Source organism: Bacillus australimaris, assembly GCF_001307105.1.
In the GTDB taxonomy this organism is placed as follows: Bacteria; Bacillota; Bacilli; order Bacillales; family Bacillaceae; genus Bacillus; species Bacillus australimaris.
The window spans coordinates 144230-166646 of record NZ_LGYN01000023.1 but is presented as its reverse complement, the minus strand read 5'-3'; the positions used below and the strand labels follow the sequence as shown (position 1 = coordinate 166646).

Genomic DNA, 22417 nt, shown 5'->3' with positions numbered 1-22417 from the left:
ATTACCGCACCTCGTTTTTCTTTAGCCCCATCACTTCACGGGCACGTCCTGTTAAAGCACCTTCCCCATGATTCATCGCTGTTTCGACATTATGAGCTGCTTCAGCCAAAGAAAGTCTTACTTCTTCAATAAGTGCAGTGCCATAGAACATTCCACTGATCATAAGTGGAATGTTTATTTTCATTGTTTTTTTGCTCTTGAACCAATGGTAACCAACGTCTACATCTTCCTCGCCATCAATTCCACCATTTGCTTAACTTTTCGTTTTCATTTAACTGCTTTTCTTTATTAAAAAGGTTTACTTTATTAATTATGAGTGATAATATACATTTAAATTATTGGTAATAAATATGACTATTATATAAAAAATAGTAATTTTTATTACGTGAGATAAATTTTAATTGAGGTTCTGTCTCTAGAATGAAAGTTGTTACAAATGATTGATCAATATCTCGGAGATAGAGGTTGCGTCATTCATTAATTTCAATTTTGAAAGCGCTATCTTATTGGTTTGTGTATGGCAGTGAATAAATTAAAAATTCTACTGAGTTGATTGTTTCCACTATCCAAAAAGAAGGGGTGTATTTACATGGGAGTATGGAATTTTAAAGGCGGTTCTATTTGGTCAGAAAAGGGGTTCATTCCAAATAAGTCTACAAGAATATCAGTTACTCAAGAGGATGATCGGGATATTCATTTATCTGAATCTAGCGTAATCGTACCGGGGTTAGTCGATTTTCATTGTCATTTATGGGCACCTGGAGCAGAAATCGGTGTGACAGATAAACAATATCTCTCCTCAGGAGTAACTACAGTTGGGGACGCAGGTACTTTTGGCTATGACGGATGGGAGGAAGCAAATCGTTATTGGGCAAACAGCCCGTTAACAGTACGTTCTTGGTTATCAGCCTTACCAGAAGGGCTAACCAATCACCCTAACCCTAACCCAACCAAGCCAGAAAATATTTCATTGGATCGAATTGTTGAAGTTGCTTCTTTAGCTGATGATCGTTTATTAGGAATTAAGATTCGCTTAGGTCAGGTGGACATAACGACTGACCGGTCTTTATTACGTTTAGCAAGAGAAGCAGCCGATCGAACTGATTTACGAATGATGGTTCATTTAACTGAAACTAAACTAGATATTGAAGAGGTAACACAATATTTTAATAAAGGGGACATTCTTACTCATCCATTTCAAGGAAGGGATGGGAACGTGTTAAATACTGGCGGAAAAGTAAAGAAAGAATTTATAGCTGCAGTGGAAAGAGGAATAGTATTAGATATCGGTCACGGTAGAAAACACTTTAATTGGAATGTTTTTTATAAATGCTTAGCTGAGGGAATAAAACCAGATACTATCAGTACAGATTTAACAAGCGCGTCATGGAGAAAATACCCTGTTTATAACATGAGCTACATCATTTCTAAAATGATTGTAGGTGGACTGTCTCGAGATGAAGCTTTTAGAACAGTTCTGGTAACAGCTCCTAAATTGTTAGGAATTGACGATTTTACTTTTACTCCAAATAATCTTGTGGTTCTAGATTCTACTTCTACTGAGACTGCTTTTCCCGATGTAGATGGAGAAACGGTGTTAGGTAACATTCATTATCAACCGAAACACTTAATATTTAACGGTATACCAGACATTGAGAGCGTTTCTAGTTGGAAATAAACGTTTTTAACACGATGAAAGAAAGTTTTATGACCAGATTTGATGTATTTAATTTTGTTCGCTGTCTTGAGGAAACAACAGAAGGGTAAATGGAGATACTCTTACACATCTTACAGAATCGTAAGAGTATCTCTTTATTTTTTAAATAAATGTAAGCGTTATCAAAATTTCTTTTTATTATTTTAAAAGGAGGAATTTGATTGGAAAATGCTCATTTGAATTTCGAAAAGAAGACAATTCGAAAGGTGACACGAAGAATAATCCCGTTACTATTTTTACTCTATATTATTTCTTATCTAGACAGGGCAAATGTGGGATATGCAGCATTGGAAATGAATGAAGCACTAGGACTAACAAGTAAAATGTTTGGTCTTGTGACAGGTATTTTTTTTATTGGTTATTTTCTCTTTGAAGTACCAAGTAATATTTTAATGCAAAAATTTGGGGCAAGAGTTTGGATTACTAGGATACTCTTTACTTGGGGAATTATCTCTATGGCAACTGGGTTTGCTCAGAATGCTACCCAGCTCTATATCATTAGATTCCTTCTTGGAATAGCAGAGGCAGGTCTATTTCCAGGAATTATTCTATACCTGACTTATTGGTTCCGAGCTAAAGAAAGAGCAAGTACAATTGCGATGTTTATGACGGCAATCGCTGTTTCTTATATTATAGGAGCTCCCGTTTCTACCTTGATTATTGATCATATTCATTGGATGAATGTACCTGGATGGCGTTGGATGTTTATTATCGAAGGCGCCCCTGCTGTTATTTTAGGGTTTGTAACGTATTTCTACTTAACAGACAGGCCTGAACAAGCAAAGTGGTTAACAGCCGAAGAAAAAAATTGGTTGATTTCAGAATTAAGAAAGGATGAGGAGCTAAGAGAAAAGCAAGGCCAACAAACCTCTAGTCATAAGACGGCTTTGACTGATCCTAAACTGTGGTACCTCTCCTTAATTTACTTTGTATATACTGCAGGTACACTGGGTGTTGGTTATTGGATGCCTCAAATTATTAAAGGATTATCTAGCTATTTAACAAACACCCAGATCGGCTTCATTGCTACAATCCCTTATATTATTGCTTCAATCGTCATGAATTACTGGTCAAGACGTTCAGATCGAACTGGTGAAAGACGTATTCACACAGCTTTGCCGTTACTCGTATCTGGTTTAACGTTACTTAGTGTAGGAATGGTGTCCAATCCATTTATTGCAATGATTTTCATCACCATTTCATTGGCAGCCATGTATTGTTTTAAAGGTCCTTTTTGGTCATTACCCACTATGATATTGAGTCCAGCCACAGTAGCTGTTGGGATTGCAGTCATTAATTCAATTGGAAGTCTAGGAGGTTTTGTTGGCCCTTATGCAGTCGGATGGCTAAAAGATGCTACAGGAAAAATGCAAGCCGGTTTGATTTTCTTAAGTATTATTTTAATGATCGCTTTTATATTAGTATTAGCAATGAAATTTGAGCAAAAAAGAACTGGCTTAAAGAGTCAGAAGGAAATAGGGGAAATCGGGCTTGAAAAATAATTTCTCTACAATCTGAGCAGATCCATGATCTGCTTTTTTCTAGTGAGATCAGCCTGTATCTAAGAGCCTATAGCGTGTATATACAAGGTTGGCCTGAAGCGGTTTGATGACGTTTTACATATATGATAATAGATGGAATTATGGTATCATTTTAAAATATATACAGCTGAGGCTGACGTTTATCCAAATGCGGTAGGACAAAAAAGGGGTTGTTTACTTGAATTCAAAACAGCAGCCGACGACTAGAAAACGCTTGGAGACAATGGCAGATCATGTTGAAGATAAACGTGAAGAATATAAAGAATTGCTCATTCAAGTTCAATCTATTCTCGGTGAACCTTCTTTAGAGCAGGAAGAAGTAAAAGAGAAGCTGTCAGATACGTATAAACAAATGAAAGAATATGCTTTATTTGTTGAGTCCATTGAAGCCTTTATTCGAAAAATGGCGCAAGAGTCCGATCAGCAAAAATAGGCATTCATGTATGAATAAAAGAGTGTACCTGCGTGCGGGTACGCTTTTTTGTTTCGGTCAGATGATGTAGAAATTAAAATGAAAGCGTTGACATTTCTATTGTCATGATAAATAATAAATAAAAAATTCATCTGAGCATGTACAGGAGGCACGATATGAACCATACAACCAAGAAATGCCTGATCACCTTTATTATTGTCCTATTGTTTATGAGTTTTCTTTTTCCTTCCGTTTCTTCTGCCCGAAATCATACGTCGTATTTTGCATCAACTGCTTCAGTCCCATCTGGTCAATATTATCGTTCACAAGAGGTTGCTCTGCATTCTCACGTTCAAAAAGCTTCTCTATATTACACAACAGATGGCAGCCAGCCGACAACTCAAAGTCAGTTATACAAAAAGCCCATTCATATTGAAACTGATACGACTTTAAAAGTAAGCGTTTACAAGAAAAACTATCGTCTTTCCACGTCTACGTACAGTTATCGCTTTGTTACACGAGAGGACATTGCATCATCTTTTTTATCTTTCGAATACCAAGGCATGCCTTATCGGCTGTATATTCCAAAAAACCGTAAGCGGGGTAAAGCCTATCCTCTAGTCCTGTTCTTACATGGAGGCGGGGAGAGGGGAACAGACAATCAAAAGCAATTGCTTGCGAATGATGGTGCAGCTTTATGGGCTTCCCCTGAAGTCCAAAAGAAACATCCTTCGTACGTACTTGCACCTCAAGCGCGAAATGCTGTGGATGGAGGCTTTGCATTAACAAGAAATTTGCAAAATGAAATCGATCTGACAAACGTGTTTCAATTTTCACCAGATTTACACAAAGCTTATGATGTCCTTCAGCATGTGTTAGCTTCTTATCAGATCGATCAAAAGAGGATTTATGCGACGGGCTTATCACAAGGTGGCTTTGGCACGTACCAGTTGAACATCACATATCCTCGTTTGTTTGCAGCGATGATTCCAATTGCGGGAGGTGCAGATCCAAGCAAGGCAAGAATTTTAGCACACAAACCAATATGGGCATTTCATGCAGAAGATGATTCCATTATCCCTATCAGTTATGCGAGAAATACAATTCAAGCTATTCAAAAAGCTGGCGGCCAGCCGCTTTATACGGAGTACGCAAGCAAGTATGGATATGACCATGCATCATGGACGCCTGCTTATGAGACGCCGGGCTTAACAGATTGGCTGTTTGCACAGAGACGCAGCTTTCGATAAACAAAAACCGATTCACCTACTAACAAGGCGAATCGGTTTTTTCTGTTCTATTTGTCAAAACGATGAGCAGAATGTTTTGTTGGTCCGATGTATTCGTTTAGCTGGAAAGAGCCTTTGATGGCAGCTGTGATGAATTCTTTTGCTGCGTAAATGGCTTCTTTCACGTCTGAACCATTCGCGAGTTCAGCTGTAACTGCTGCTGAGAATGTGCAGCCTGCACCATGTGTGTATTCTGTGTCGATTTTATCTGTTTCAAGGCGTTCGAAGGTTTGTCCATCATAAAGCAAATCGATGGCTTTATCTTCGCTTAGCTTACCGCCTCCAGTGATGACCACATACTTCGCACCAAGTTCGTGAATGCGTTTTGCTGCTTCTTCCATTTGTTCGATTGTTTTGATCTCGCCAATTCCACTTAATTGACCTGCTTCGAAAAGGTTAGGCGTGATGACGGTTGCCAGTGGCGTGAGCTTTTCGCGCAATGCTTCCGCGTGCTCTGGGTAAAGGACTTCATTCGCACCCTTACAAACCATAACAGGATCAATGACGACATTTTTTAGGTCGTATGTTTTGATGGTGTCAGCTGCAAGTTCAATCACGTCGACTGTAGGGAGCATACCTGTTTTCAGCGCATCTACACCAATGCCTTCTACAATGGTAGAAAGCTGCGCACGAATGGTCGCCGTATCAATTGGAAACACCTGATGATCCCAATGATTATGAGGGTCCATTGCAACGACAACGGTTAAAGCTGTCATCCCGTAGACGTTTTTTTCTTGAAACGTTTTTAAATCTGCTTGGATACCTGCACCGCCGCTTGAATCCGAGCCTGCGATGGTGAGTGCTTTATTCATAGACATAGTTGCTGAACCTCCAATGTGATGTGTAACAGTTACTGTTCTATCCCTTATTATAATCAGCTTTTCCATTTATCACAATGAAACGGCATAAAAAAGCGTTCTTCTCTTCGGAACGCCTCCATTCTATCCCTTTTACAAATAAAAATTCCCATTTTCCCGTTACATCAAACCGCCTTTTATATCATGAGAAGAAAGCCAATTTATGTTTTAATGGAAAAAGACGAATCTATTAAAGGAGTAAGCTGCATATGAAGATTTCCTTATTAATTGTGACACATAACCGGCTCAGCGCACTGTGTGAGCTGCTTGAATCCATTACAAGACAAACCGTACAGCCCTTTGAAATTGTTGTCGTCAATGATGCAGGAGAGCGAGTTGACATCATTCAGGAGCTCTATTCTGAGCTTCCGATCCGCTTAATTCATTTAGATGAGAACGTCCAGCACGTGAATGCCAGGAATGTGGGCTTGCGGGAGCTGACAGGCGACGTCATCATGCTGAGTGATGACGATGATTACTTTACACCTTGTCATATTGAACGTATGAGCAAGGCGCTGGAGGACGCCGATTTTGTTTTTTCTGATGCAGAAATTGTATCATTTGAAGAAAAAGGCGCGACCCGTTTCCCAGTGTCGAGACGTTTGTTTGCTTATACAGCGGCTATTGAAGATATGCGTGTCTTTTCTACATATGTTCCTTCCGGCAGTATGTACAAACGCTGTTTACACGATGAGATTGGCTGCTTTGATCCAGCGATGCATCATTATTGGGACTGGGACTTCTTCTTGCGTGTTTCACAGCATGCCAGAGTCAAACGGGTGCCAGCTGCCAGCGTGATCTATGCGTTCTTTGACGGCGGTGGAAATCAGTCTAGTGATCTTGGTGAAACAAGGAAGAACTATTTAGATGATCTTAGTGAAAAGCATGAACTGGGCGACCTGCCGACAGCCAACTTTGCTATATTATTAGAAGAACCAGCGATGAAAAAACGAGAATCAGAGAGTGAGATTGTGTGGGACGGAAAACCGATGATCTCCAGACTGGTACAGCAAATAGAAGGAGGACAACCACAATGAAGCCATTTTTAAATGATAGCTGGTGGGCTGTGATGAAAAGTGAATTTGAACAGCCGTATTATCAGGAATTACGTGAATGGATGAAGGAAGAATATCGTACACAGATTGTTTTTCCTAAACCAGATGACGTTTATCGTGCGCTGCATTTGACATCATATGAAAAGGTCAAAGTGGTGATTTTGGGACAAGACCCTTATCATGGCCCAGGGCAGGCACATGGATTAAGCTTTTCTGTTCAGCCTGGCGTGAAACATCCGCCATCGTTGAGAAATATTTTTCAGGAGCTCACGGATGATCTTGGCTGTCCTGTTCCAAACCATGGCTCACTTGTCAGCTGGGCAGAGCAGGGTGTGCTGCTCTTAAACACTGTGCTGACCGTGAGAAAGGGCGAGGCGAATTCGCATAAAGGCAAGGGCTGGGAACGTGTGACAGACCGTGTGATTGTTGTGCTAAATGAGCGTGATCAGCCCGTCGTTTTTGTATTATGGGGAAGACATGCTCAAAACAAGAAAGAGCGCATTGATCAAAACAAACATTACATCATTGAGTCACCTCATCCAAGTCCTTTTTCTGCAAGAAACGGCTTTTTTGGCAGTCGGCCTTTTTCAAAGGTAAACGCGTATTTAAAGCAATTAGGAATGGAAGAAATCAACTGGTGTATCAAGGATATCGAGTGAAAATAGGACGAGGGGAGAGCCCCTTCGTCCTGTTTATTTTAAAAATTTGCGGATCAAGTCGAGTCCGTTTTTTGCATTTGGATAACGGAAGGAAAAATCGAAACGGTTGGTTTGGCGCAGAACGCTTTTTTCATGGGTAAACGTAAAGAAGCTTTCCTTCCCATGATATCGACCCATGCCGCTTTCACCGACGCCTCCGAATGGCAGGTAAGGAGTAGCGACATGCATAAGCGTGTCATTGATACACCCTCCGCCAAAAGAGAGATTGTCTAGAATATAGGATTCGGTTTCTTTACTTGTTGTAAATAAGTAAAGCGCAAGCGGCTTCGGTCTTGCTTTGATTATATGCGCTGCCTCATGCAGAGAATCAAAGGTCATGACAGGCAGGATCGGCCCGAAAATTTCCTCCTGCATGACGGGATCTTCCCAAGTGATGTCGTCTAAAATGGTCGGAGCGATTTTGAGCTCCTGCTCATTACGCTGTCCACCGGTGACGATCGTTCCATTTGAGAGAAATTGTGTGAGCCTGTCAAAATGACGCTGGCTGACATTTTTCCCAAAGTGCGGATGTGTTTCGGGATGTTCACCATAAAATTCACGGATACAGGCTGTCATCTCTCTCAAAAGTTTCTCTTTGACGGATTCATGAACGAGCAAATAGTCTGGCGCAATGCAGGTTTGCCCTGCATTGGTGAATTTTCCAAAGGTGATTCGCTTCGCTGCCAGCTTGATGTCTGCATCCGGCATAACGATGCAAGGGCTTTTTCCGCCAAGCTCAAGTGTGACAGGGGTCAAATGCTTTGCGGCAGCTTCCATCACAACTTTGCCGACAGCTACACTTCCAGTAAAGAAGATATAATCGAATGGCAGCTTTAGCAGCTCTGTACTAACATCGACGCCGCCTTCGACGACAGCCGCATGGTCTTCTTGGAATACACGCTCCACAATAGTGCTGATCACTTGTGCAACTGCCGGCGTCAGCTCAGACGGTTTTAAGATCACGGCATTTCCTGCAGAAATCGCGCCGACTAATGGAGAAAGAGCCAATTGGAAAGGATAGTTCCAAGGGGCAATGATGAGCACACATCCATAAGGTTCCTTGATGATCATGCTTTTTGATCCGATATGAGTCAGAGGTGTTTTCGCTCGTGTTGGCCTTGCCCATTTGTGAAGATACTTGATGGTATGATTGATTTCTTCATACACCATCCCGATCTCTGTTGTATAGGCTTCCTGTTCGGATTTATGTAAATCATGGGCTAAGGCCTGTAAAATATCCTTTTCATGCTGTTTGATTTCTACTTTTAAGTCTTGAAGGATGCGGATGCGTTCTTGCACCGACGGCTTTTGAAAGACTTTTTGTTTCTGAAAAAGAGCAGTGAGCTTGTTCATTATTCAATCCTTTCATAGACGATTGTGTTTCTTTTATTATGTGTGAATGAGAATGAAGGGTCAAATAAGAGAGGCGGAGCGCACTGCTTTGAAAAAATGAACCCATTTGGTTTGTTCATTTGGTAAAATAATGTTGAAAACGAATTTTTAGATTGGAGGGTCTACCCTTGAATATTCATATATCAAGCCTGCTTCAAAAAATGGAGGAAGCGGTTCAAAAAGCAAAACAAAGTGGAAATGATGAAGAGGTGAAACGTCAAGTAGCAGCGATTTCTTCACTATGTGATGTCATTCTCGACGCACCATCACAGGCGCAGTTGCCGCAGTCGCCGGTTATCTCACCACCTCCATCGATACATACACCTTCAGCGCCATCTGTGTCTACAGATCAAGCCATGCTTGAGAAACTGATGGGTACAAGCGGTGCAAAGAAATTTCAACAAAATGATGAGGGGCAAAAGGAGAAGGACGGAAACGGCGACTCTATTTTTGATTTTTAATGGTCTTGTCACGACAAAGGGAAGGTGATCGGTTTGAAACTATTTTTGGGCGCCATTCAGTGGATGGCATTTTTTATCGCAGCTTCTATTGCCGTACCCATTGCAATTGCACAAGCATTTGAATTGAATCAAGTACAATCGGCGGAGCTGATTCAAAGTACATTCTTTTCACTTGGACTTGTCGCAATGGTGCAGTGTTTATGCGGTCATATGCTGCCAATCAATGAAAGTCCAGCAGGGCTTTGGTGGGGTGTGTATACTCTTTATGCCGGCATGACGGGAACAATTTTTGCGACGTATCCTGAAACCCTGCAAGCATTACAAGGGGCTTTAATTTTTAGTGCCGTTTTCTTTTTTATTTTTAGTTTATTTAAAATCATTAATTGGCTCGCGTCTTTATTTACGCCAGTCGTCACAGGCATATACTTGCTGCTGCTTGTTGTGCAGTTAAGTCAGCCGATCATGAAAGGGCTGATGGGCATCGGCTATCGGGGAAATCAGGTGGACGGGTTTGTCTTTTGCTTATCCATCTTGATCATTGTTCTTACCTTCATGATCAGCCGCTCAAAGTGGCATTATTTAAGACAATTTTCTGTATTATTCGCACTTGCAGGCGGATGGTTGTTATTCGCTCTACTCGGATTGGCGAAGCCGGTTCGAATTCCAGATCAGATCATTGAGTTCCCTAAGCTCTTTCCATTCGGTATGCCGGTCTTTGACAGTGGATTACTTGTCACGTCCTTTTTTATAACGATTTTACTCATTGTGAACATGCTGGCAAGTATTCGAATTGTGGAAAGCTCAGTGAAGGCATTTGGTGAACTGCGTGAGCGGCAGAGAGCACGTCCTGCCGGTTTTGTTGCAGCATTTGGTCATTTACTGAGCGGGCTGATTGGTGCGATTGCGCCTGTACCTATTTCAGGGGCAGCAGGATTTATACAGACAACCAAAATTCCATCGAGAAAGCCATTTTTCATCGGAAGTCTGCTTATTGTTCTCATTAGTTTGTTCCCGTTACTTATGAGCTTTTTCTCTGCCTTGCCATCACCTGTGGGGCTTGCTGTGAACTTTGTGGTGTTCTCTTCTATGATTGGGATTGCAATGTCAGAGTTTGATCAGTATGAGAAAGAAGAAATTCCCCGGATTCGTTTTGTCCTTGGAATTGCTGTTTTAGCAGGCGTGGGGGCAATGTTTGTGCCGCAGGAAGCCTTGAAAGGCATGCATCCGGTGCTCATTTCATTATTAAGCAACGGGCTTGTACTAGGCACGCTTATTGCGATCGTGGTCGATCAAGTCCTGTTACGAAAGAAAAAGAAATCCGACAATCTCGTGTCAACGTAAAGGGAAAGTTGAATGTCGTCTGTTACCCGCGCTATGATAAACATAATTGATGAGATAAGGAGAATGACGAATGAAACTATTTTTCATTTTAGGTGCCATTAACGCCATGCTTGCTGTTGGACTTGGAGCCTTCGGTGCACATGGTCTGGAAGGGAAAATCCCTGAAAGGTATATAGAGATATGGAATAAAGGTGTTCAATATCAGATGTTCCATGCCATTGGTTTATTTATTGTCGCCTTTCTTGCAGATAAGCTGTCAGGTGTCTCCTTGGTTCCTGCCGCTGGCTGGGTGATGCTTGCAGGCATCCTTTTCTTCTCAGGAAGCCTTTATGTGCTGGCATTGACGCAGGTGAAGATTCTAGGTGCCATCACCCCTATTGGCGGGTTGGCGTTTATCGCTTCTTGGATCATGCTGGTCATTGCAGCAGCAAAAAATTTATAAGCCAAAAAACCGATGCTCTCATAGAGGCATCGGTTTTTTTCTTAACTCCAGTAAGGGGTATAGTTGGGCGGTGCTTGATAATAAGGAACGTAGTGAGAAGGAGGGACAGGGTGCGTTTGGGCCTCTTCCTCCCTGTGGCAAAATGGTCCGATAAATATGCTTGGTTTCACAGGCTTTGTCGCCTGCTTCCACTGTGTTTCGTTCATGCAATAAGTATGTGCCATGATGTGAGAAGGCGTGAGCGTGAGAAGGTCTGAGCCTAGGATCACTTCAGGCGTAGATGCGTTAAAAATGGCTAACAAATGAGTTCTGTCCTGAAGAGCAACTTCATAATGCCACCAGCCTTGAGGCACGTTTGCCACCTGTCCAGGTGTGATGGTGTAGGTGTGCAGTTTTTTTGTAAATGGATTCAGCATTGATACGGCAGCAGAACCGGCTATACAATAAACGAGCTCTGCAGCATTTTGATGGTAATGGGGCTCTACGACTTTGCTTTTACTCAAATATATATCCAGCAAGGATACTTGATCCAACGAGTTTAATTGTTTTTTCCCTAACACATTAATCAGGTTATGCTGATCGTATTTCACAAGGGGGCTTTGATTCAGATCGTATGAAAATTTCACATTTGGTGATGTATAATCCAGCTCAACAGTCATTGATGTCACCTCTAGGCTTTTGATAAAAACTACTAGGCATCTTATGAGCAGCGCCCCAGAGGTGTGACAAAAACCTAGTCAAAAGAAAAAAGCAAGGGCGTCTGTGCCTTGCTTTTGCCATGCTTGACGTTATCTTGGAGAATATGTTGACATCGAATATGGATAGTCGTACTGAATTTCCCCATCAAATGTAATGTAATCAAGGTAGATTGTTAATAGTAAGTATCGTGTTCCTGTTTTGTTATCACTAATGATAATGTGGTCACGTCCTGCCGCTTCAATGACTCCTCTAAAAATCTTCGAATTCCATTCCTTACTCGCTTCAAACGTCATATAAATCGTGGCTACCTTGCCGCGGTTCAATCGTAAAATATTTTCAATATAGGACTGCTCAAGAGGCAGCTGTCCAGTGACATTCTGCTGATAAATCGGTCCAGAAGGAATTTGATACGGCTGCCCGCCGCTCTGCGTTCCTTGGCCTCCTTGTGAAGGACTAGTAGACGGCATTGGCGAAAACCCCTGTTGCATTTGACCCTGCGTTTGGGGAGGGACTGAATAACCCATCTGCTGCGCAGGATACGGATTTGCTCCATATTGTTGCTGGCGAAAATCTTGACCTTCGAAACCCGAACCTTGCCCAAATTGATTTTTCAATTTCATAACGTTCCTCCTCTTTTCTCATGTTGTTCTAAACAGAAGGCGTTTATACGCCTGTTGTTTCCATAGCATTCTTTCTCTCTTTCACACTATGAGACAGGAGAGGGGAATATGTACATTGAACGAAAAAAAGGAACTGCTCAACAGTTCCTAAAGCTTGTAGACAAACCCTCGCATTCACCCTAGTGCTCGTCCTTTTTACATAATCCAGTTGACAGCGCGCTGGACATCAAACAAAAGGGTCATGATGAGAAAAAACGCGGCGAGCGGTGTGATCACAATGATAAAGGCTTGCCATAATCTTAGCTTCATCACAGCGACAATGCCTAATACAGCCATTCCGAATATCCACGTCTTTGCATATGCATCCATAAGTGTCAAAAGATCGAGATAATACCATACTTCAAAATGCTGATCTAAATATGGTGAGATTTTGACAAATGTATACGGACCGAGCATTCCCACAGTAGAAATCCAAGTGAGTGCAAATAAAGCAGAAGGGAAAAAGACCGTCAAAGTGCAGGCCTTGAGTAAATTCCTATACGCCGTTTGACAGCCGAATAAGAGCCGGCCTAACCACTTGAGAATGAGTACACCGAAAAATAGAATCATATTGCCTGCCAAAATACCATATCCCGCTCCTTGTAACAGAATAAAAGGGAATGGAATATGATTGCCCATATACTCGCTAAAATACCCTTCGTAGATCCAGCCTGTACCGGCGATACTTGCAAGGAGCATCATCAGCCAAATTGGAATTTTGGAATGCCGGTATGAGCGAATAATCGTTTTTGTTGCGATGAAAATTTTAAAGAATCGAAAAAATCCAGTTGCTTCTACTTCTTGGGAGTGATCATTCTTCATAGCTTCCAATGTTCTTTACTCCTTTAATACACACAAATGATTACTTATATTACCAAAAAGTTCGCATTTTTCAAAGATAGATCAATAAAAAAATACAATTTTATAAAAAATAGGTCACTCTACAGTCTCTTTAAGAGGAGACACATATGATAAACATAGTTTGAAAGAGACTGAGGTGAAAACTTTGACAAAAGTAACTGTCATTTTGACAAGCTACAACAAGGCGGCTTATGTCGGAAGATCGATTAAAGCGGTCCTGCAGCAAACGCTGTCAGACTTTGAACTTTTTATTATGGATGATGGCTCAAACGAAAAAACCCTTGCTGCTATTGAACCGTTTCGCAAAGATCCCCGTGTTCACTTTATCCAAAGCGGTGTGAAAACGCTGGAAGAGAGAACAGCGAAAACCCGTTACGCCGTGCTGATTAATCAAGCATTGGAACTGGCAAAGGGCGAGTATATTTCATATGCCACAGATGATAATGTCTACGCTCCGGATCGTTTAGAGAAGCTGACTCGTTATCTCGATGCCCGCCCAGATGAAGATATTGTCTACTCTAGTTCTAAAGTTATCTATTTAAATAGCAAAAAAGAGCCAGTGAAAGAAACGATTCGGCCTGCGCATACGGTGCAATGGAATGCCCCTTGTGCCATTGATCATTGCTCGATCGTACATCGTGCATCCATTTTATCAAAAATTCATGCTGAATTTGGGTCCTACTGGGACGAGAGTCCGCATTTTTATCGAATAGGGGATGCCCGCTTCTTTTTTCGATTAAATCATTTTTATCCGTTTTATCCCTTTGACGAAATATTAGATACAAATTACATTACAGAACAGTCGATTCATTATCAGCTGGCAGCAGAAGAGAAAAGTGCCTTTATTCAAGCACTTCCCGAGCAGTCTACCTGTTGGGATCTCCGCAGCATATTAAAACAAAAATATGGGAGGTGACCTGAAATGTCGCACTATATTCATCATTATTGGCAGGTGTACTTTGAGTATGTGAATCTGATGAAGGATTTGTCCTACAAGCAGATTCCTCTTGGGTTGGTCAGTAATTTCTATCAATATATCAGTCCTGAATTGAGAGAACGGATGGAAGATGAAGCGTTCGGTCAAGAACTAACAACCGCTTGTCCAACGCCAAAAGAGATTCAGCCATTTTTTGATCAGCATAAGCAGCAGATGAAGCGTCTCACTTATCGTCCGGCGAATGGAAAGGTATTGCTTCACTTTGAACATTTGCGATTTACTGAACAAAATTATACGCGGTTCCATCCAGACCAAACGGTGGTGTTCGCTCGCTGGAAGAAGGCGGATTATTTCGGATTACCCGTCATCAGCAAGCCAGAATTAGCCGGAGAGGTTAATAAAGAAGCCCATGCTGAATATATTGAAAAAGCAAATGCTCTCCTTAAACCTTACGCACAACATCCTGTCTTTGGCAATGTCTTTTTTAGAGAAAAACTTCGCAAGGACATTGTGCAATTTATTGATGTGATTGACCAAACAGAAGTGCTATTTCACATGCAGCCGATTACAGCTGTCATTGTGGGAACGACAGAGGATGTATACAGCCGCGTACTCGCTTTACAAACAGTGAAACGCCAGCTTACGAGTATCTGTCTTCAGCACGGTGCGCTGATGGGAGATGAAGCCTTTTTACCAATTTTCACGACCTGCCACGGGGTGTTTGGAAAGTATGAAAAGGATTGGTATGTAGACAAAGGCTGTCAGCCGGAACAGATAGTAATCACAGGTCATCCGAGGTTTGATTTGGTAAAGGAGCGAACGCCGCTTCAACAGGAACTCATCTTTCGTAAATTGAACTTCAATCCGGCCAAAAAGACCGTGCTTGTGGCAACGCAGCCGTTTTCTGAGGCCTTCTACGGTGATGTTCTTAAAACGATTGCAAAGCGGAAAGACATTCAGCTGATCATGAAACCGCATCCGTGGGAAATAGCTCGAAATCGATTAAATGAGTATGTGTCCATTGAAAAAGCGGGAAATCATGTGAGATTGATTAAAAAAGAAATTGACCTGTATGACTTGCTGCCATATATGGATATGGTGATTACACTCACATCAACAGTCGGTCTTGAAGCCATGCTTTTTGAAAAGAGTGTGCTGATCGGGAAAATGACAGAAGGCAGAAGATACCCATATTACGAGTCGCTTGGCAGCTATCATATGGAAAACCCTGTTGAACTAGCTGAGAAAGCCATTCGTATTTTGTCGGATGAACAAGAGATGAAGCTGGCAAAACAGCAAGGAGCTCAGTTCATTAAACAACATTATCCACATGCGCGATCGACCGATGTTCTGCTTTCTCTGCTCAAAACAAAAACTGGTGTTGACTTTCAGAGATGAAGATAGGGGTGTGCAAGCGATATGGGAAAAAAGAGAGCACAATTTCTTCCTTATGCCCTGCCTTTCATTGCGCAGGAAGAAATTGATGAGGTCATTGGAACATTAAAATCCGGCTGGCTGTCAACTGGACCAAAGGTGAGACAGTTTGAAGAGGAATTTCAGCAGTTGACCGGTGCAAAACATGCGATTGCTGTCAATTCATGTACGGCTGCTTTATTTTTGGCCTTAAAGGCAAGAGGGATTGGGGCTGGGGATGAGGTGATTACAACGCCTCTGACATTCTGCGCAACAGCTAATACGATCATCCATACGGGAGCAGCGCCTGTATTTGTCGATATTGATCCAGCGACACTCAATCTGGATGCAGAGAAAGTAGAAGCGGCCATTACACCACATACAAAAGCGATCGTCCCGGTTCACTTTGCTGGTCAATCGTGCGATATGGACCGGATTTTAGCGATTGCGAAAAAGTATGAGCTGTTTGTACTTGAGGATGCCGCCCATGCTCTATACACAACGTATCACGGTCAGCCTATTGGATCGATAGGGGATGCGACCGCCTTTAGCTTTTATGCAACGAAAAACCTAGCCACTGGGGAAGGCGGCATGCTGACGACAAATGATGATGCACTTGCGGCTCGAATCAGAAGACTAGCGCTCCATGGGATGAGCAAGGGAGCGTGGAATCGTTACGGAGAAAAAGGTACGTGGTATTACGAGGTCGAGGAACCTGGCTATAAAATGAACATGTTTGACGTGCAGGCATCGTTAGGACTTGTTCAGCTAAGCCGTCTGGATGACATGCAGGCACGGAGAGAACAGATTGCGAAAGCATACAATCAGGCCTTTCAAAAAGAAGCGGGTCTAATCCTGCCGCCTGTCCATCAAGAAGGAAGACATGCATGGCATTTGTATGTACTTCAAGTGAATCCAAAAGAAGCATTTATCTCGCGTGATGAACTGATTGAACAGCTGCAAAAGGAGTATAAAATCGGCACGAGTGTTCATTTCATCCCTGTTCACTTGCATCCATACTATCAACATACGTATCACTATTCACCAGAGGATTTCCCTGAGTCACTCGCATACTACAAGCAGACTCTTTCACTGCCTCTTTATCCAAGTATGACAGATGAAGATGTGCAGGATGTCGTCACAGCGGTGTTATCTATTTTAAAAGAACAGAAGGCGTCTTTATGAAGGTTGTGCATGCAATAGATGATCAGGTGCTTGCCGATTGGCTTGAGAAACACGGCCAGCAAGCAGAACAAATGAACGGCTTCAAGCAGTTTGCCCTTGTCAGCGGCGCCCAGCTCAAAGCGGTGCTGTTATACGACTGGTCAAAATGGGAAAGCGGCATTTTTGATCAGCATATTTTCCATGTGAAGTATGTGGAAGCGGAGTCAGCGTCTGCTTTTCAAGAATTGATGGAGCGTTTCATCAATTGGATGAGAACAGAAAAATGCGATTTTTTCTTTTTACGTCTTGAAGTGTCTGATCTTGAAAAAAACCGTATCGTCCAAAGGCTGTCACATGTGTACTATGTGGGTGGTCTCACTCGTCTTGAAGCGCCGCCTGTTGAAATGGAATTGCCATCAACAGGTGAAGATGTGGTCATCAGTTCGCCGGATAAAAGGGAATACGATGAGGCCGTGTCACTTGCTCATCAGGCTTTTGTGAAAAGCCGGTATGCGCTTGATCCTTTTTTAGATCAGAATGTCGTTCAGCATTTCTATCAGGAATGGATGAGAAACAATTTGCATGGACGTGCAGATATGAATCTCGTGGCAAAGGTGAACAATGAAGTCGTTGGTTTGATTCAAGGGATGACAAAGGGCGATGAAATGGCGCTTGAGCTATTTGCAATAAGACCGGATATACAAGGAAAAGGGATTGGGAAAAAGCTGTTTATGGCGATGATGAATGCCTCTAATGAGAGAGGTCATCGTTTGATTTCTGCCGGAACACAGATGCATAACACGACTGCCATTCAGCTGTACGAAAAGATGGGCTTTAAAACGATAAATGCCTTCTTGTATTACCATGTGTGGCCGAAAAAAGGAGAGAGGTAAGATGGCGCATTTCTATATTGGAGATCGCAAAGTGGGGGATGGTGCGCCTGTCTTTATCATTGCAGAGGCAGGCATCAACCATGATGGAAAACTGGACCAGGCGCTTGCTTTAATTGATGTGGCAAAAGAAGCAGGTGCTGATGCGGTGAAGTTTCAAATGTTTCAAGCTGATCGGATGTATCAAAAGGAACCGGGATTGTACGAAACAGCCAAGGGGGAAGAGGTATCCATTTTTTCTTTAGTGGAACAAATGGAGCTGCCGTCAGAATGGCTGCCGGCGTTATTAACACGCTGTGAGGAAAAAGGGCTGATGTTTTTAAGCACAGTATGTGACGAAGAATCTGCGGATCTATTGAATCAAACCGATCCGCCGGCTTTTAAGCTGGCATCCTATGAAATCAATCATTTGCCTCTTTTGCGTCACACGGCTTCTTTTCAAAAACCCATCATTTTCTCTACAGCCGGGGCAACGATTGCAGATGTCCATGAAGCGTATGAGGTGATGACAAGCGAGAAAAATCATCAGATCGCCATTATGCATTGTGTGGCAAAGTATCCAGCACCTAGAGAATACACGAACCTGCGTGTGCTTCAAACTTTGGCTGCAGCTTTTCCTGAGGCAGTCATTGGTTTTTCTGATCATAGTGAACATCCAACTGAAGCCCCTGTTGCCGCAGTGAAGCTTGGAGCAGCGATCATTGAAAAGCATTTTACAATAGATAAAACGTTACCTGGGGCCGATCATTCCTTTGCTCTTGATCCTGAAGAATTGAAGGAAATGGTTCAGCATATTCGAGCGGCGGAAAAGCAACGGAATCAAACAGAAGCAGGCCCGCATTCTGTGCCAGAGGAGCTCCTTGGCAGTTCTTATAAAACGACCACAGCCATTGAAGGTCAGATTCGTGAATTTGCGTATCGAGGCATTTTTACGACAAAAGGCATTGCAAAGGGCGAAATATTGACCAGAGAAAATCTAGCCGTGCTGCGTCCAGGACAAAAAAGCCAAGGTTTGCATCCGCGATATATGGAGATATTACTTGGCGCTAAGGCTGTCAGAGATATTCCAGCCCATACAGGGGTTTCGTGGAAAGATGTGCTCATGCAGGAGTCTCCAAATGAGCAATGATGTACTCTTTGTCATACAGGCTAGAATGGGCTCCACAAGACTGCCAAAAAAGGTAATGAAACCGATCGGCGGTATGGCGCTGATCGACCTGATTGTTGAACGAGTAAAGCAATCAGATCATTACAATCACAAAACGCAGAACCTCATGATTGCTACAACAGTAGAGGCAGAAGATGATCTGTTGGCTCATTATTGTTTATCGAAGGGCTATAAGGTATTTCGCGGCAGTGAGGCAGATGTTCTGCAGCGATTTGCGCAGATTGTCCGTCATTTTGAACCGCAAACCATTGTGCGTTTAACGGGAGATAACCCTTTTATAGATCCGGCCCTTTTGTCGAAAATGCTTGAAAAACATAAACAAGAGAAGGCTGATTACACGTATACGAACGGAACACCACTCGGTATTTCCGGGGAAATGATCAACGCACCTATTTTAAGTGAGATCGACAATTTTCTCCTTACGCAGCCGGAGCGTGAGCATGTCACGCTCTATATCAGAAAGCATCCAGAGCAATTTCACCTGCAATTATTCACACCGCCCAAAGAACTTGCATATCCTGCTTATCGATTCACGATTGATACAGAAGAAGATTATGAGTTTGCCACCCGTTTACTAGAGAAAGCAGGGGGTTCGATTGCTGTACCTACAGCAGAACTCATCGCCATTTGCGAACAAGAGCCTGATATTGTTCGATTGAATCAATCTGTGAGACAGAAGGATGCTGAATGAATAAGAAAATCATGATTGTTGTGTACGGTGGTTTTTTTAGAGGGATGGGGCATGTCGTCAGAATGAAACGGATGGCAAACGAACTGTTTCAGGAAGGAAACGATTTATATTTCTATACAAATGAACAGGTTTGTGTAGAAATGCTCTCAGAACCACAATGGTACGTTCATATGGTGCAGGAGTCGATGGCATTCCTTCAAATAAAGCAGGACATAAAAAAACTGAATCCTGATCTTCTGCTGATTGATGTGCTTCATTGTGACCTCCAGTTTCTGCGATCTGTCAAAGCGTTCTCTGGCTCTGCAAGGCTGGTCTTATTCGAGGAAGAAAGAGAAGAAGCCTGTGAGCTTGCCGATGCTGTCGTGAACGGCATTTATGGGGGCTTTGACGAAAAGCACTTGCAGGTACATGGGACGGAATACTTTTATGGAGCACCTTATCTATTGTTAGATCACGAGATCAGTCGATTAAAAGACACATATGAGGTTCGAAAAGAATGCAAAAAGGTGGTTATAAGCTTTGGAGGCAGTGATCCGCGCGGATTGTTATTAAAGGCTGTATCAGCACTCCGCGAAGCTGGTCATTTACACATTTTAGCGGTGACAGGAAAAGCCTCCCGCATTGAAGAACAAATTGAAGCTGAGCATATTCAATTCATTCGTCATACAGATCAATTACCTGCACGTCTTGCGGAAGCCGATTTGGCGATTGTTGCTGGCGGAATGACGTTATATGAGGCAGTTTGTATCGGGGTGCCCAGCATTGTCCTTTCGCAAGTAGACCACCAAGCAGTGACAGCCACTCGTTTTGCGCAAAAGGGAGCCTGTCATCATCTTGGATTAGGTGACCTTGTGGATGAAAAAGATATTCGGTGTGCTGTTGAAAGACTAGCCAGCAGTTACTTTCTCCGCAGAAGCATCCATCTCAATGGACGTACACTCATTGATGGAAAAGGTACTGAACGAGTGAAAAACATTCTTATACACCTCATGAATCATCACCAAAAAGAACATAAGGATGTGTAGATGTGAAGGGAGTTATTTTAGCAGGTGGAAAGGGATCACGACTGGCACCTTTAACGAAGATTTTCAATAAACATTTATTGCCGGTTGGTCCATATCCGATGATTTATTGGTCATTGTTCAAACTGAAAGAAGCAGGGATTTTAGATGTGATGGTCATTTCACAAGAAGATCAAATCCCGCTGTTTCAAAAGCTTCTTGAAAACGATCAGGAACTTGGGATGAACATCGTGTATCAAGTACAGCCTGAAGCGTCCGGCATTTCGGACGGTTTATCCTATGCAAAGCCCTTTGTAGAAGAGGAGAAGTTTGTGCTCATGCTTGGTGATAATGTCTTTGAGGATTCGCTAAGTCCTTTTGTTGAAGCCTTTCAGCAGCAGGAAAGCGGAGCCAAGGTTCTTTTGAAAGAAGTGGCAGATCCAAAGCGATTTGGTATTGCAGAAATTGATGCCACCTGCCACCGGATTTTATCAATAGAAGAAAAGCCTGAGCATCCGCGTTCGTCCTACTGCGTCACTGGTATTTATTTTTATGACCAAGAAGTCTTTGAATATATTGAGAGAATCTCGCCGTCAGATCGAGGCGAATTAGAGATTACAGACGTGAATAATCTCTATATCTCAAATAGCCAGCTGACCTATGATATGTTAAAAGGGTGGTGGATTGATGCAGGAACACATGAATCTCTCCACCAAGCATCTGTGAAAATGTTTGAAACGATGAAGAAAAAAGAGGGATCCGAATGACAAAGTCTTATTTCATTACAGGCGGAGCGGGATTTATCGGACTGAATTTTGTGAAGCTGCTGCTTCAGGACACTGATGTCCGCATCACCGTTTTTGATAAATTAACGTATGCCAGCCATCCAGAGGAGATGGATGAATTATTAAAGTTGTCTCAATTTCGATTTATTCAAGGGGATATTACCCTTCAGCATGAGCTGGATCAAGCATTTGATGAAGTCTATGATGCCATCATTCATTTTGCGGCAGAATCGCATGTTGATCGCAGTATTGAATCAGCAGAACCTTTTATTCAAACTAATGTCCTCGGAACCTATCGTATGCTGGAAGCGGTCTTAAAGGGAAAGGCGAAAAAGATCATTCATATTTCAACAGACGAAGTATATGGAGATTTGGAACCGGATGATCCTGCTTTCACAGAACAAACACCACTTTCACCAAATAATCCTTATTCAGCAAGCAAGGCGAGTTCAGACCTGCTTGTGAAATCCTATATCCACACTCACCAATTACCCGCCATAATTACACGATGCAGCAACAATTACGGACCGTATCAGCATGAGGAAAAATTAATACCGACCATTATTAGAAAAGCGGTCAACGGAGAGAAGATCCCGATTTATGGAGACGGGCAGCAGATTCGCGATTGGCTGTATGTAGAGGATCATGCGAGAGCTGTGAAGCAGGTACTCGAAAGCGGTACAGCTGGGCAGGTCTACAATATTGGCGGCGGCAATGAGAAAACGAATCTCGATTTGACCAAAACCATTCTAACGCAGCTAGGGATCAGTCATGACCACATTTCGTTTATTCAAGACCGAAAAGGGCATGACAGACGCTATGCCATTGATGCCAGTAAGCTGAAAGGGGAGCTTGGCTGGACACAGAAGACGTCATTTGAAGAAGGTATTGAAAAAACGATCAATTGGTATCGAACCAAATACGATCAGAGCGAAGAAGGGTGA

The 22417-nt window shown here is 42.5% G+C and carries 24 protein-coding genes; 18 read left to right on the top strand and 6 right to left on the bottom strand.

All coding sequences use genetic code 11. From position 1 onward, the window contains the following. Window position 1 precedes the first annotated feature (1 nt). Window positions 2-241: a glutamate synthase-related protein gene (locus tag AKG37_RS10245; RefSeq protein WP_275574796.1), complete on the bottom strand. Its 240-nt coding sequence runs from the start codon at window positions 239-241 to the stop codon at window positions 2-4. A gap of 348 nt (window positions 242-589) precedes the next feature. Here AKG37_RS10245 and AKG37_RS10240 point away from each other — a divergent pair, with 348 nt between their 5' ends. The 4 genes from AKG37_RS10240 (at window position 590) to AKG37_RS10225 (ending at window position 4920) form a co-directional block, all read left to right on the top strand. Beyond that, window positions 590-1678 carry an amidohydrolase family protein gene (locus tag AKG37_RS10240; RefSeq protein WP_060698712.1) on the top strand — a complete coding sequence of 363 codons (1089 nt, stop codon included), beginning with the start codon at window positions 590-592 and terminating at the stop codon, window positions 1676-1678. A gap of 200 nt (window positions 1679-1878) precedes the next feature. After that, window positions 1879-3219: an MFS transporter gene (locus AKG37_RS10235; RefSeq protein ID WP_060698711.1), complete on the top strand. Its 1341-nt coding sequence runs from the start codon at window positions 1879-1881 to the stop codon at window positions 3217-3219. 217 nt (window positions 3220-3436) lie between these two features. Continuing rightward, a complete protein-coding gene (locus AKG37_RS10230; protein WP_060698710.1) occupies window positions 3437-3691 on the top strand; it encodes a hypothetical protein in 255 nt (84 codons plus the stop codon). A 155-nt stretch (window positions 3692-3846) separates the two neighbouring features. Further along, window positions 3847-4920, top strand: a complete 1074-nt coding sequence (locus AKG37_RS10225; RefSeq protein WP_060698709.1) for a chitobiase/beta-hexosaminidase C-terminal domain-containing protein — start codon at window positions 3847-3849, stop codon at window positions 4918-4920. A gap of 47 nt (window positions 4921-4967) precedes the next feature. Here AKG37_RS10225 and AKG37_RS10220 read toward each other — a convergent pair whose 3' ends face one another. Further along, window positions 4968-5777, bottom strand: coding sequence for a bifunctional hydroxymethylpyrimidine kinase/phosphomethylpyrimidine kinase (locus AKG37_RS10220; protein WP_024426411.1), 810 nt, complete (start codon window positions 5775-5777; stop codon window positions 4968-4970). A gap of 248 nt (window positions 5778-6025) precedes the next feature. Here AKG37_RS10220 and AKG37_RS10215 point away from each other — a divergent pair, with 248 nt between their 5' ends. Together AKG37_RS10215 and AKG37_RS10210 are read left to right on the top strand one after the other, a co-directional pair. Then, window positions 6026-6853, top strand: a complete 828-nt coding sequence (locus AKG37_RS10215) for a glycosyltransferase family 2 protein (protein ID WP_060698708.1) — start codon at window positions 6026-6028, stop codon at window positions 6851-6853. Further along, window positions 6850-7530 carry a uracil-DNA glycosylase gene (locus tag AKG37_RS10210; protein WP_060698707.1) on the top strand — a complete coding sequence of 227 codons (681 nt, stop codon included), beginning with the start codon at window positions 6850-6852 and terminating at the stop codon, window positions 7528-7530. Before AKG37_RS10215 ends, AKG37_RS10210 begins: the two co-directional genes overlap by 4 nt. 33 nt (window positions 7531-7563) lie before the next feature. Here AKG37_RS10210 and AKG37_RS10205 read toward each other — a convergent pair whose 3' ends face one another. Then, on the bottom strand, window positions 7564-8922 hold the full coding sequence (locus AKG37_RS10205) for an aldehyde dehydrogenase (RefSeq protein ID WP_060698706.1): 1359 nt from the start codon (window positions 8920-8922) through the stop codon (window positions 7564-7566). A 167-nt stretch (window positions 8923-9089) separates the two neighbouring features. Between AKG37_RS10205 and AKG37_RS10200 the strand changes: the two genes are divergently transcribed. The 3 genes from AKG37_RS10200 (at window position 9090) to AKG37_RS10190 (ending at window position 11205) form a co-directional block, all read left to right on the top strand. After that, window positions 9090-9422 (top strand): YwdI family protein, encoded by a 333-nt coding sequence (locus AKG37_RS10200; protein ID WP_060698705.1) that lies wholly within the window; start codon window positions 9090-9092, stop codon window positions 9420-9422. Between the two features lie 33 nt (window positions 9423-9455). Continuing rightward, window positions 9456-10763: a purine/pyrimidine permease gene (locus AKG37_RS10195; protein ID WP_060698704.1), complete on the top strand. Its 1308-nt coding sequence runs from the start codon at window positions 9456-9458 to the stop codon at window positions 10761-10763. 70 nt (window positions 10764-10833) lie between these two features. Beyond that, the gene (locus tag AKG37_RS10190; RefSeq protein WP_060698703.1) at window positions 10834-11205 is read left to right on the top strand and encodes a DUF423 domain-containing protein; all 372 of its coding nucleotides are present in this window, start codon (window positions 10834-10836) and stop codon (window positions 11203-11205) included. Window positions 11206-11246: 41 nt separating this feature from the next. Here AKG37_RS10190 and AKG37_RS10185 read toward each other — a convergent pair whose 3' ends face one another. From AKG37_RS10185 to AKG37_RS10175, 3 genes are all read right to left on the bottom strand, one after another. Then, entirely contained in the window at window positions 11247-11864 is a 618-nt protein-coding gene (locus AKG37_RS10185; protein ID WP_060698702.1) for a cupin domain-containing protein, read from the bottom strand. A 129-nt stretch (window positions 11865-11993) separates the two neighbouring features. Continuing rightward, complete coding sequence (gene gerQ, locus AKG37_RS10180; protein WP_060698701.1) at window positions 11994-12524, bottom strand: spore coat protein GerQ; 531 nt, start codon at window positions 12522-12524, stop codon at window positions 11994-11996. 195 nt (window positions 12525-12719) lie between these two features. Further along, window positions 12720-13385 carry a hypothetical protein gene (locus AKG37_RS10175; protein ID WP_237697736.1) on the bottom strand — a complete coding sequence of 222 codons (666 nt, stop codon included), beginning with the start codon at window positions 13383-13385 and terminating at the stop codon, window positions 12720-12722. A 184-nt stretch (window positions 13386-13569) separates the two neighbouring features. Here AKG37_RS10175 and AKG37_RS10170 point away from each other — a divergent pair, with 184 nt between their 5' ends. From AKG37_RS10170 to rfbB, 9 genes are read left to right on the top strand one after another with little or no spacing between them, the layout of a single operon-like run. After that, the gene (locus AKG37_RS10170; protein WP_060698974.1) at window positions 13570-14340 is read left to right on the top strand and encodes a glycosyltransferase family 2 protein; all 771 of its coding nucleotides are present in this window, start codon (window positions 13570-13572) and stop codon (window positions 14338-14340) included. 6 nt (window positions 14341-14346) lie between these two features. Next, complete coding sequence (locus AKG37_RS10165) at window positions 14347-15759, top strand: capsular polysaccharide export protein, LipB/KpsS family (protein ID WP_060698699.1); 1413 nt, start codon at window positions 14347-14349, stop codon at window positions 15757-15759. Between the two features lie 21 nt (window positions 15760-15780). Next, the gene (locus AKG37_RS10160; protein ID WP_060698698.1) at window positions 15781-16959 is read left to right on the top strand and encodes a DegT/DnrJ/EryC1/StrS family aminotransferase; all 1179 of its coding nucleotides are present in this window, start codon (window positions 15781-15783) and stop codon (window positions 16957-16959) included. After that, the gene (locus AKG37_RS10155; protein ID WP_060698697.1) at window positions 16956-17831 is read left to right on the top strand and encodes a GNAT family N-acetyltransferase; all 876 of its coding nucleotides are present in this window, start codon (window positions 16956-16958) and stop codon (window positions 17829-17831) included. The genes AKG37_RS10160 and AKG37_RS10155 overlap by 4 nt, the downstream gene beginning before the upstream one ends. 1 nt (window position 17832) lies before the next feature. Further along, the gene (locus AKG37_RS10150; protein WP_060698696.1) at window positions 17833-18957 is read left to right on the top strand and encodes an N-acetylneuraminate synthase family protein; all 1125 of its coding nucleotides are present in this window, start codon (window positions 17833-17835) and stop codon (window positions 18955-18957) included. Further along, the gene (locus tag AKG37_RS10145; protein ID WP_060698695.1) at window positions 18947-19687 is read left to right on the top strand and encodes a cytidylyltransferase domain-containing protein; all 741 of its coding nucleotides are present in this window, start codon (window positions 18947-18949) and stop codon (window positions 19685-19687) included. Before AKG37_RS10150 ends, AKG37_RS10145 begins: the two co-directional genes overlap by 11 nt. Continuing rightward, the gene (locus AKG37_RS10140; RefSeq protein ID WP_060698694.1) at window positions 19684-20712 is read left to right on the top strand and encodes a PseG/SpsG family protein; all 1029 of its coding nucleotides are present in this window, start codon (window positions 19684-19686) and stop codon (window positions 20710-20712) included. The genes AKG37_RS10145 and AKG37_RS10140 overlap by 4 nt, the downstream gene beginning before the upstream one ends. A 2-nt stretch (window positions 20713-20714) precedes the next feature. Further along, window positions 20715-21455 carry a sugar phosphate nucleotidyltransferase gene (locus tag AKG37_RS10135; protein WP_060698693.1) on the top strand — a complete coding sequence of 247 codons (741 nt, stop codon included), beginning with the start codon at window positions 20715-20717 and terminating at the stop codon, window positions 21453-21455. Beyond that, window positions 21452-22417, top strand: coding sequence for a dTDP-glucose 4,6-dehydratase (rfbB, locus tag AKG37_RS10130; protein ID WP_060698692.1), 966 nt, complete (start codon window positions 21452-21454; stop codon window positions 22415-22417). The genes AKG37_RS10135 and rfbB overlap by 4 nt, the downstream gene beginning before the upstream one ends.

Bases quoted from the DNA above. Each gene is read 5' to 3' on its own strand.
- AKG37_RS10210 (WP_060698707.1), top strand. From the start codon at position 6,850: ATGAAGCCATTTTTAAATGATAGCTGGTGGGCTGTGATGAAAAGTGAA.
- AKG37_RS10185 (WP_060698702.1), bottom strand. From the start codon at position 11,864: ATGACTGTTGAGCTGGATTATACATCACCAAATGTGAAATTTTCATAC.
- AKG37_RS10165 (WP_060698699.1), top strand. From the start codon at position 14,347: ATGTCGCACTATATTCATCATTATTGGCAGGTGTACTTTGAGTATGTG.
- gerQ (WP_060698701.1), bottom strand. From the start codon at position 12,524: ATGAAATTGAAAAATCAATTTGGGCAAGGTTCGGGTTTCGAAGGTCAA.
- AKG37_RS10190 (WP_060698703.1), top strand. From the start codon at position 10,834: ATGAAACTATTTTTCATTTTAGGTGCCATTAACGCCATGCTTGCTGTT.
- AKG37_RS10150 (WP_060698696.1), top strand. From the start codon at position 17,833: ATGGCGCATTTCTATATTGGAGATCGCAAAGTGGGGGATGGTGCGCCT.
- AKG37_RS10140 (WP_060698694.1), top strand. From the start codon at position 19,684: ATGAATAAGAAAATCATGATTGTTGTGTACGGTGGTTTTTTTAGAGGG.
- AKG37_RS10225 (WP_060698709.1), top strand. From the start codon at position 3,847: ATGAACCATACAACCAAGAAATGCCTGATCACCTTTATTATTGTCCTA.
- AKG37_RS10215 (WP_060698708.1), top strand. From the start codon at position 6,026: ATGAAGATTTCCTTATTAATTGTGACACATAACCGGCTCAGCGCACTG.
- AKG37_RS10175 (WP_237697736.1), bottom strand. From the start codon at position 13,385: ATGAAGAATGATCACTCCCAAGAAGTAGAAGCAACTGGATTTTTTCGA.
- rfbB (WP_060698692.1), top strand. From the start codon at position 21,452: ATGACAAAGTCTTATTTCATTACAGGCGGAGCGGGATTTATCGGACTG.
- AKG37_RS10155 (WP_060698697.1), top strand. From the start codon at position 16,956: ATGAAGGTTGTGCATGCAATAGATGATCAGGTGCTTGCCGATTGGCTT.
- AKG37_RS10220 (WP_024426411.1), bottom strand. From the start codon at position 5,777: ATGTCTATGAATAAAGCACTCACCATCGCAGGCTCGGATTCAAGCGGC.
- AKG37_RS10145 (WP_060698695.1), top strand. From the start codon at position 18,947: ATGAGCAATGATGTACTCTTTGTCATACAGGCTAGAATGGGCTCCACA.
- AKG37_RS10240 (WP_060698712.1), top strand. From the start codon at position 590: ATGGGAGTATGGAATTTTAAAGGCGGTTCTATTTGGTCAGAAAAGGGG.
- AKG37_RS10205 (WP_060698706.1), bottom strand. From the start codon at position 8,922: ATGAACAAGCTCACTGCTCTTTTTCAGAAACAAAAAGTCTTTCAAAAG.
- AKG37_RS10160 (WP_060698698.1), top strand. From the start codon at position 15,781: ATGGGAAAAAAGAGAGCACAATTTCTTCCTTATGCCCTGCCTTTCATT.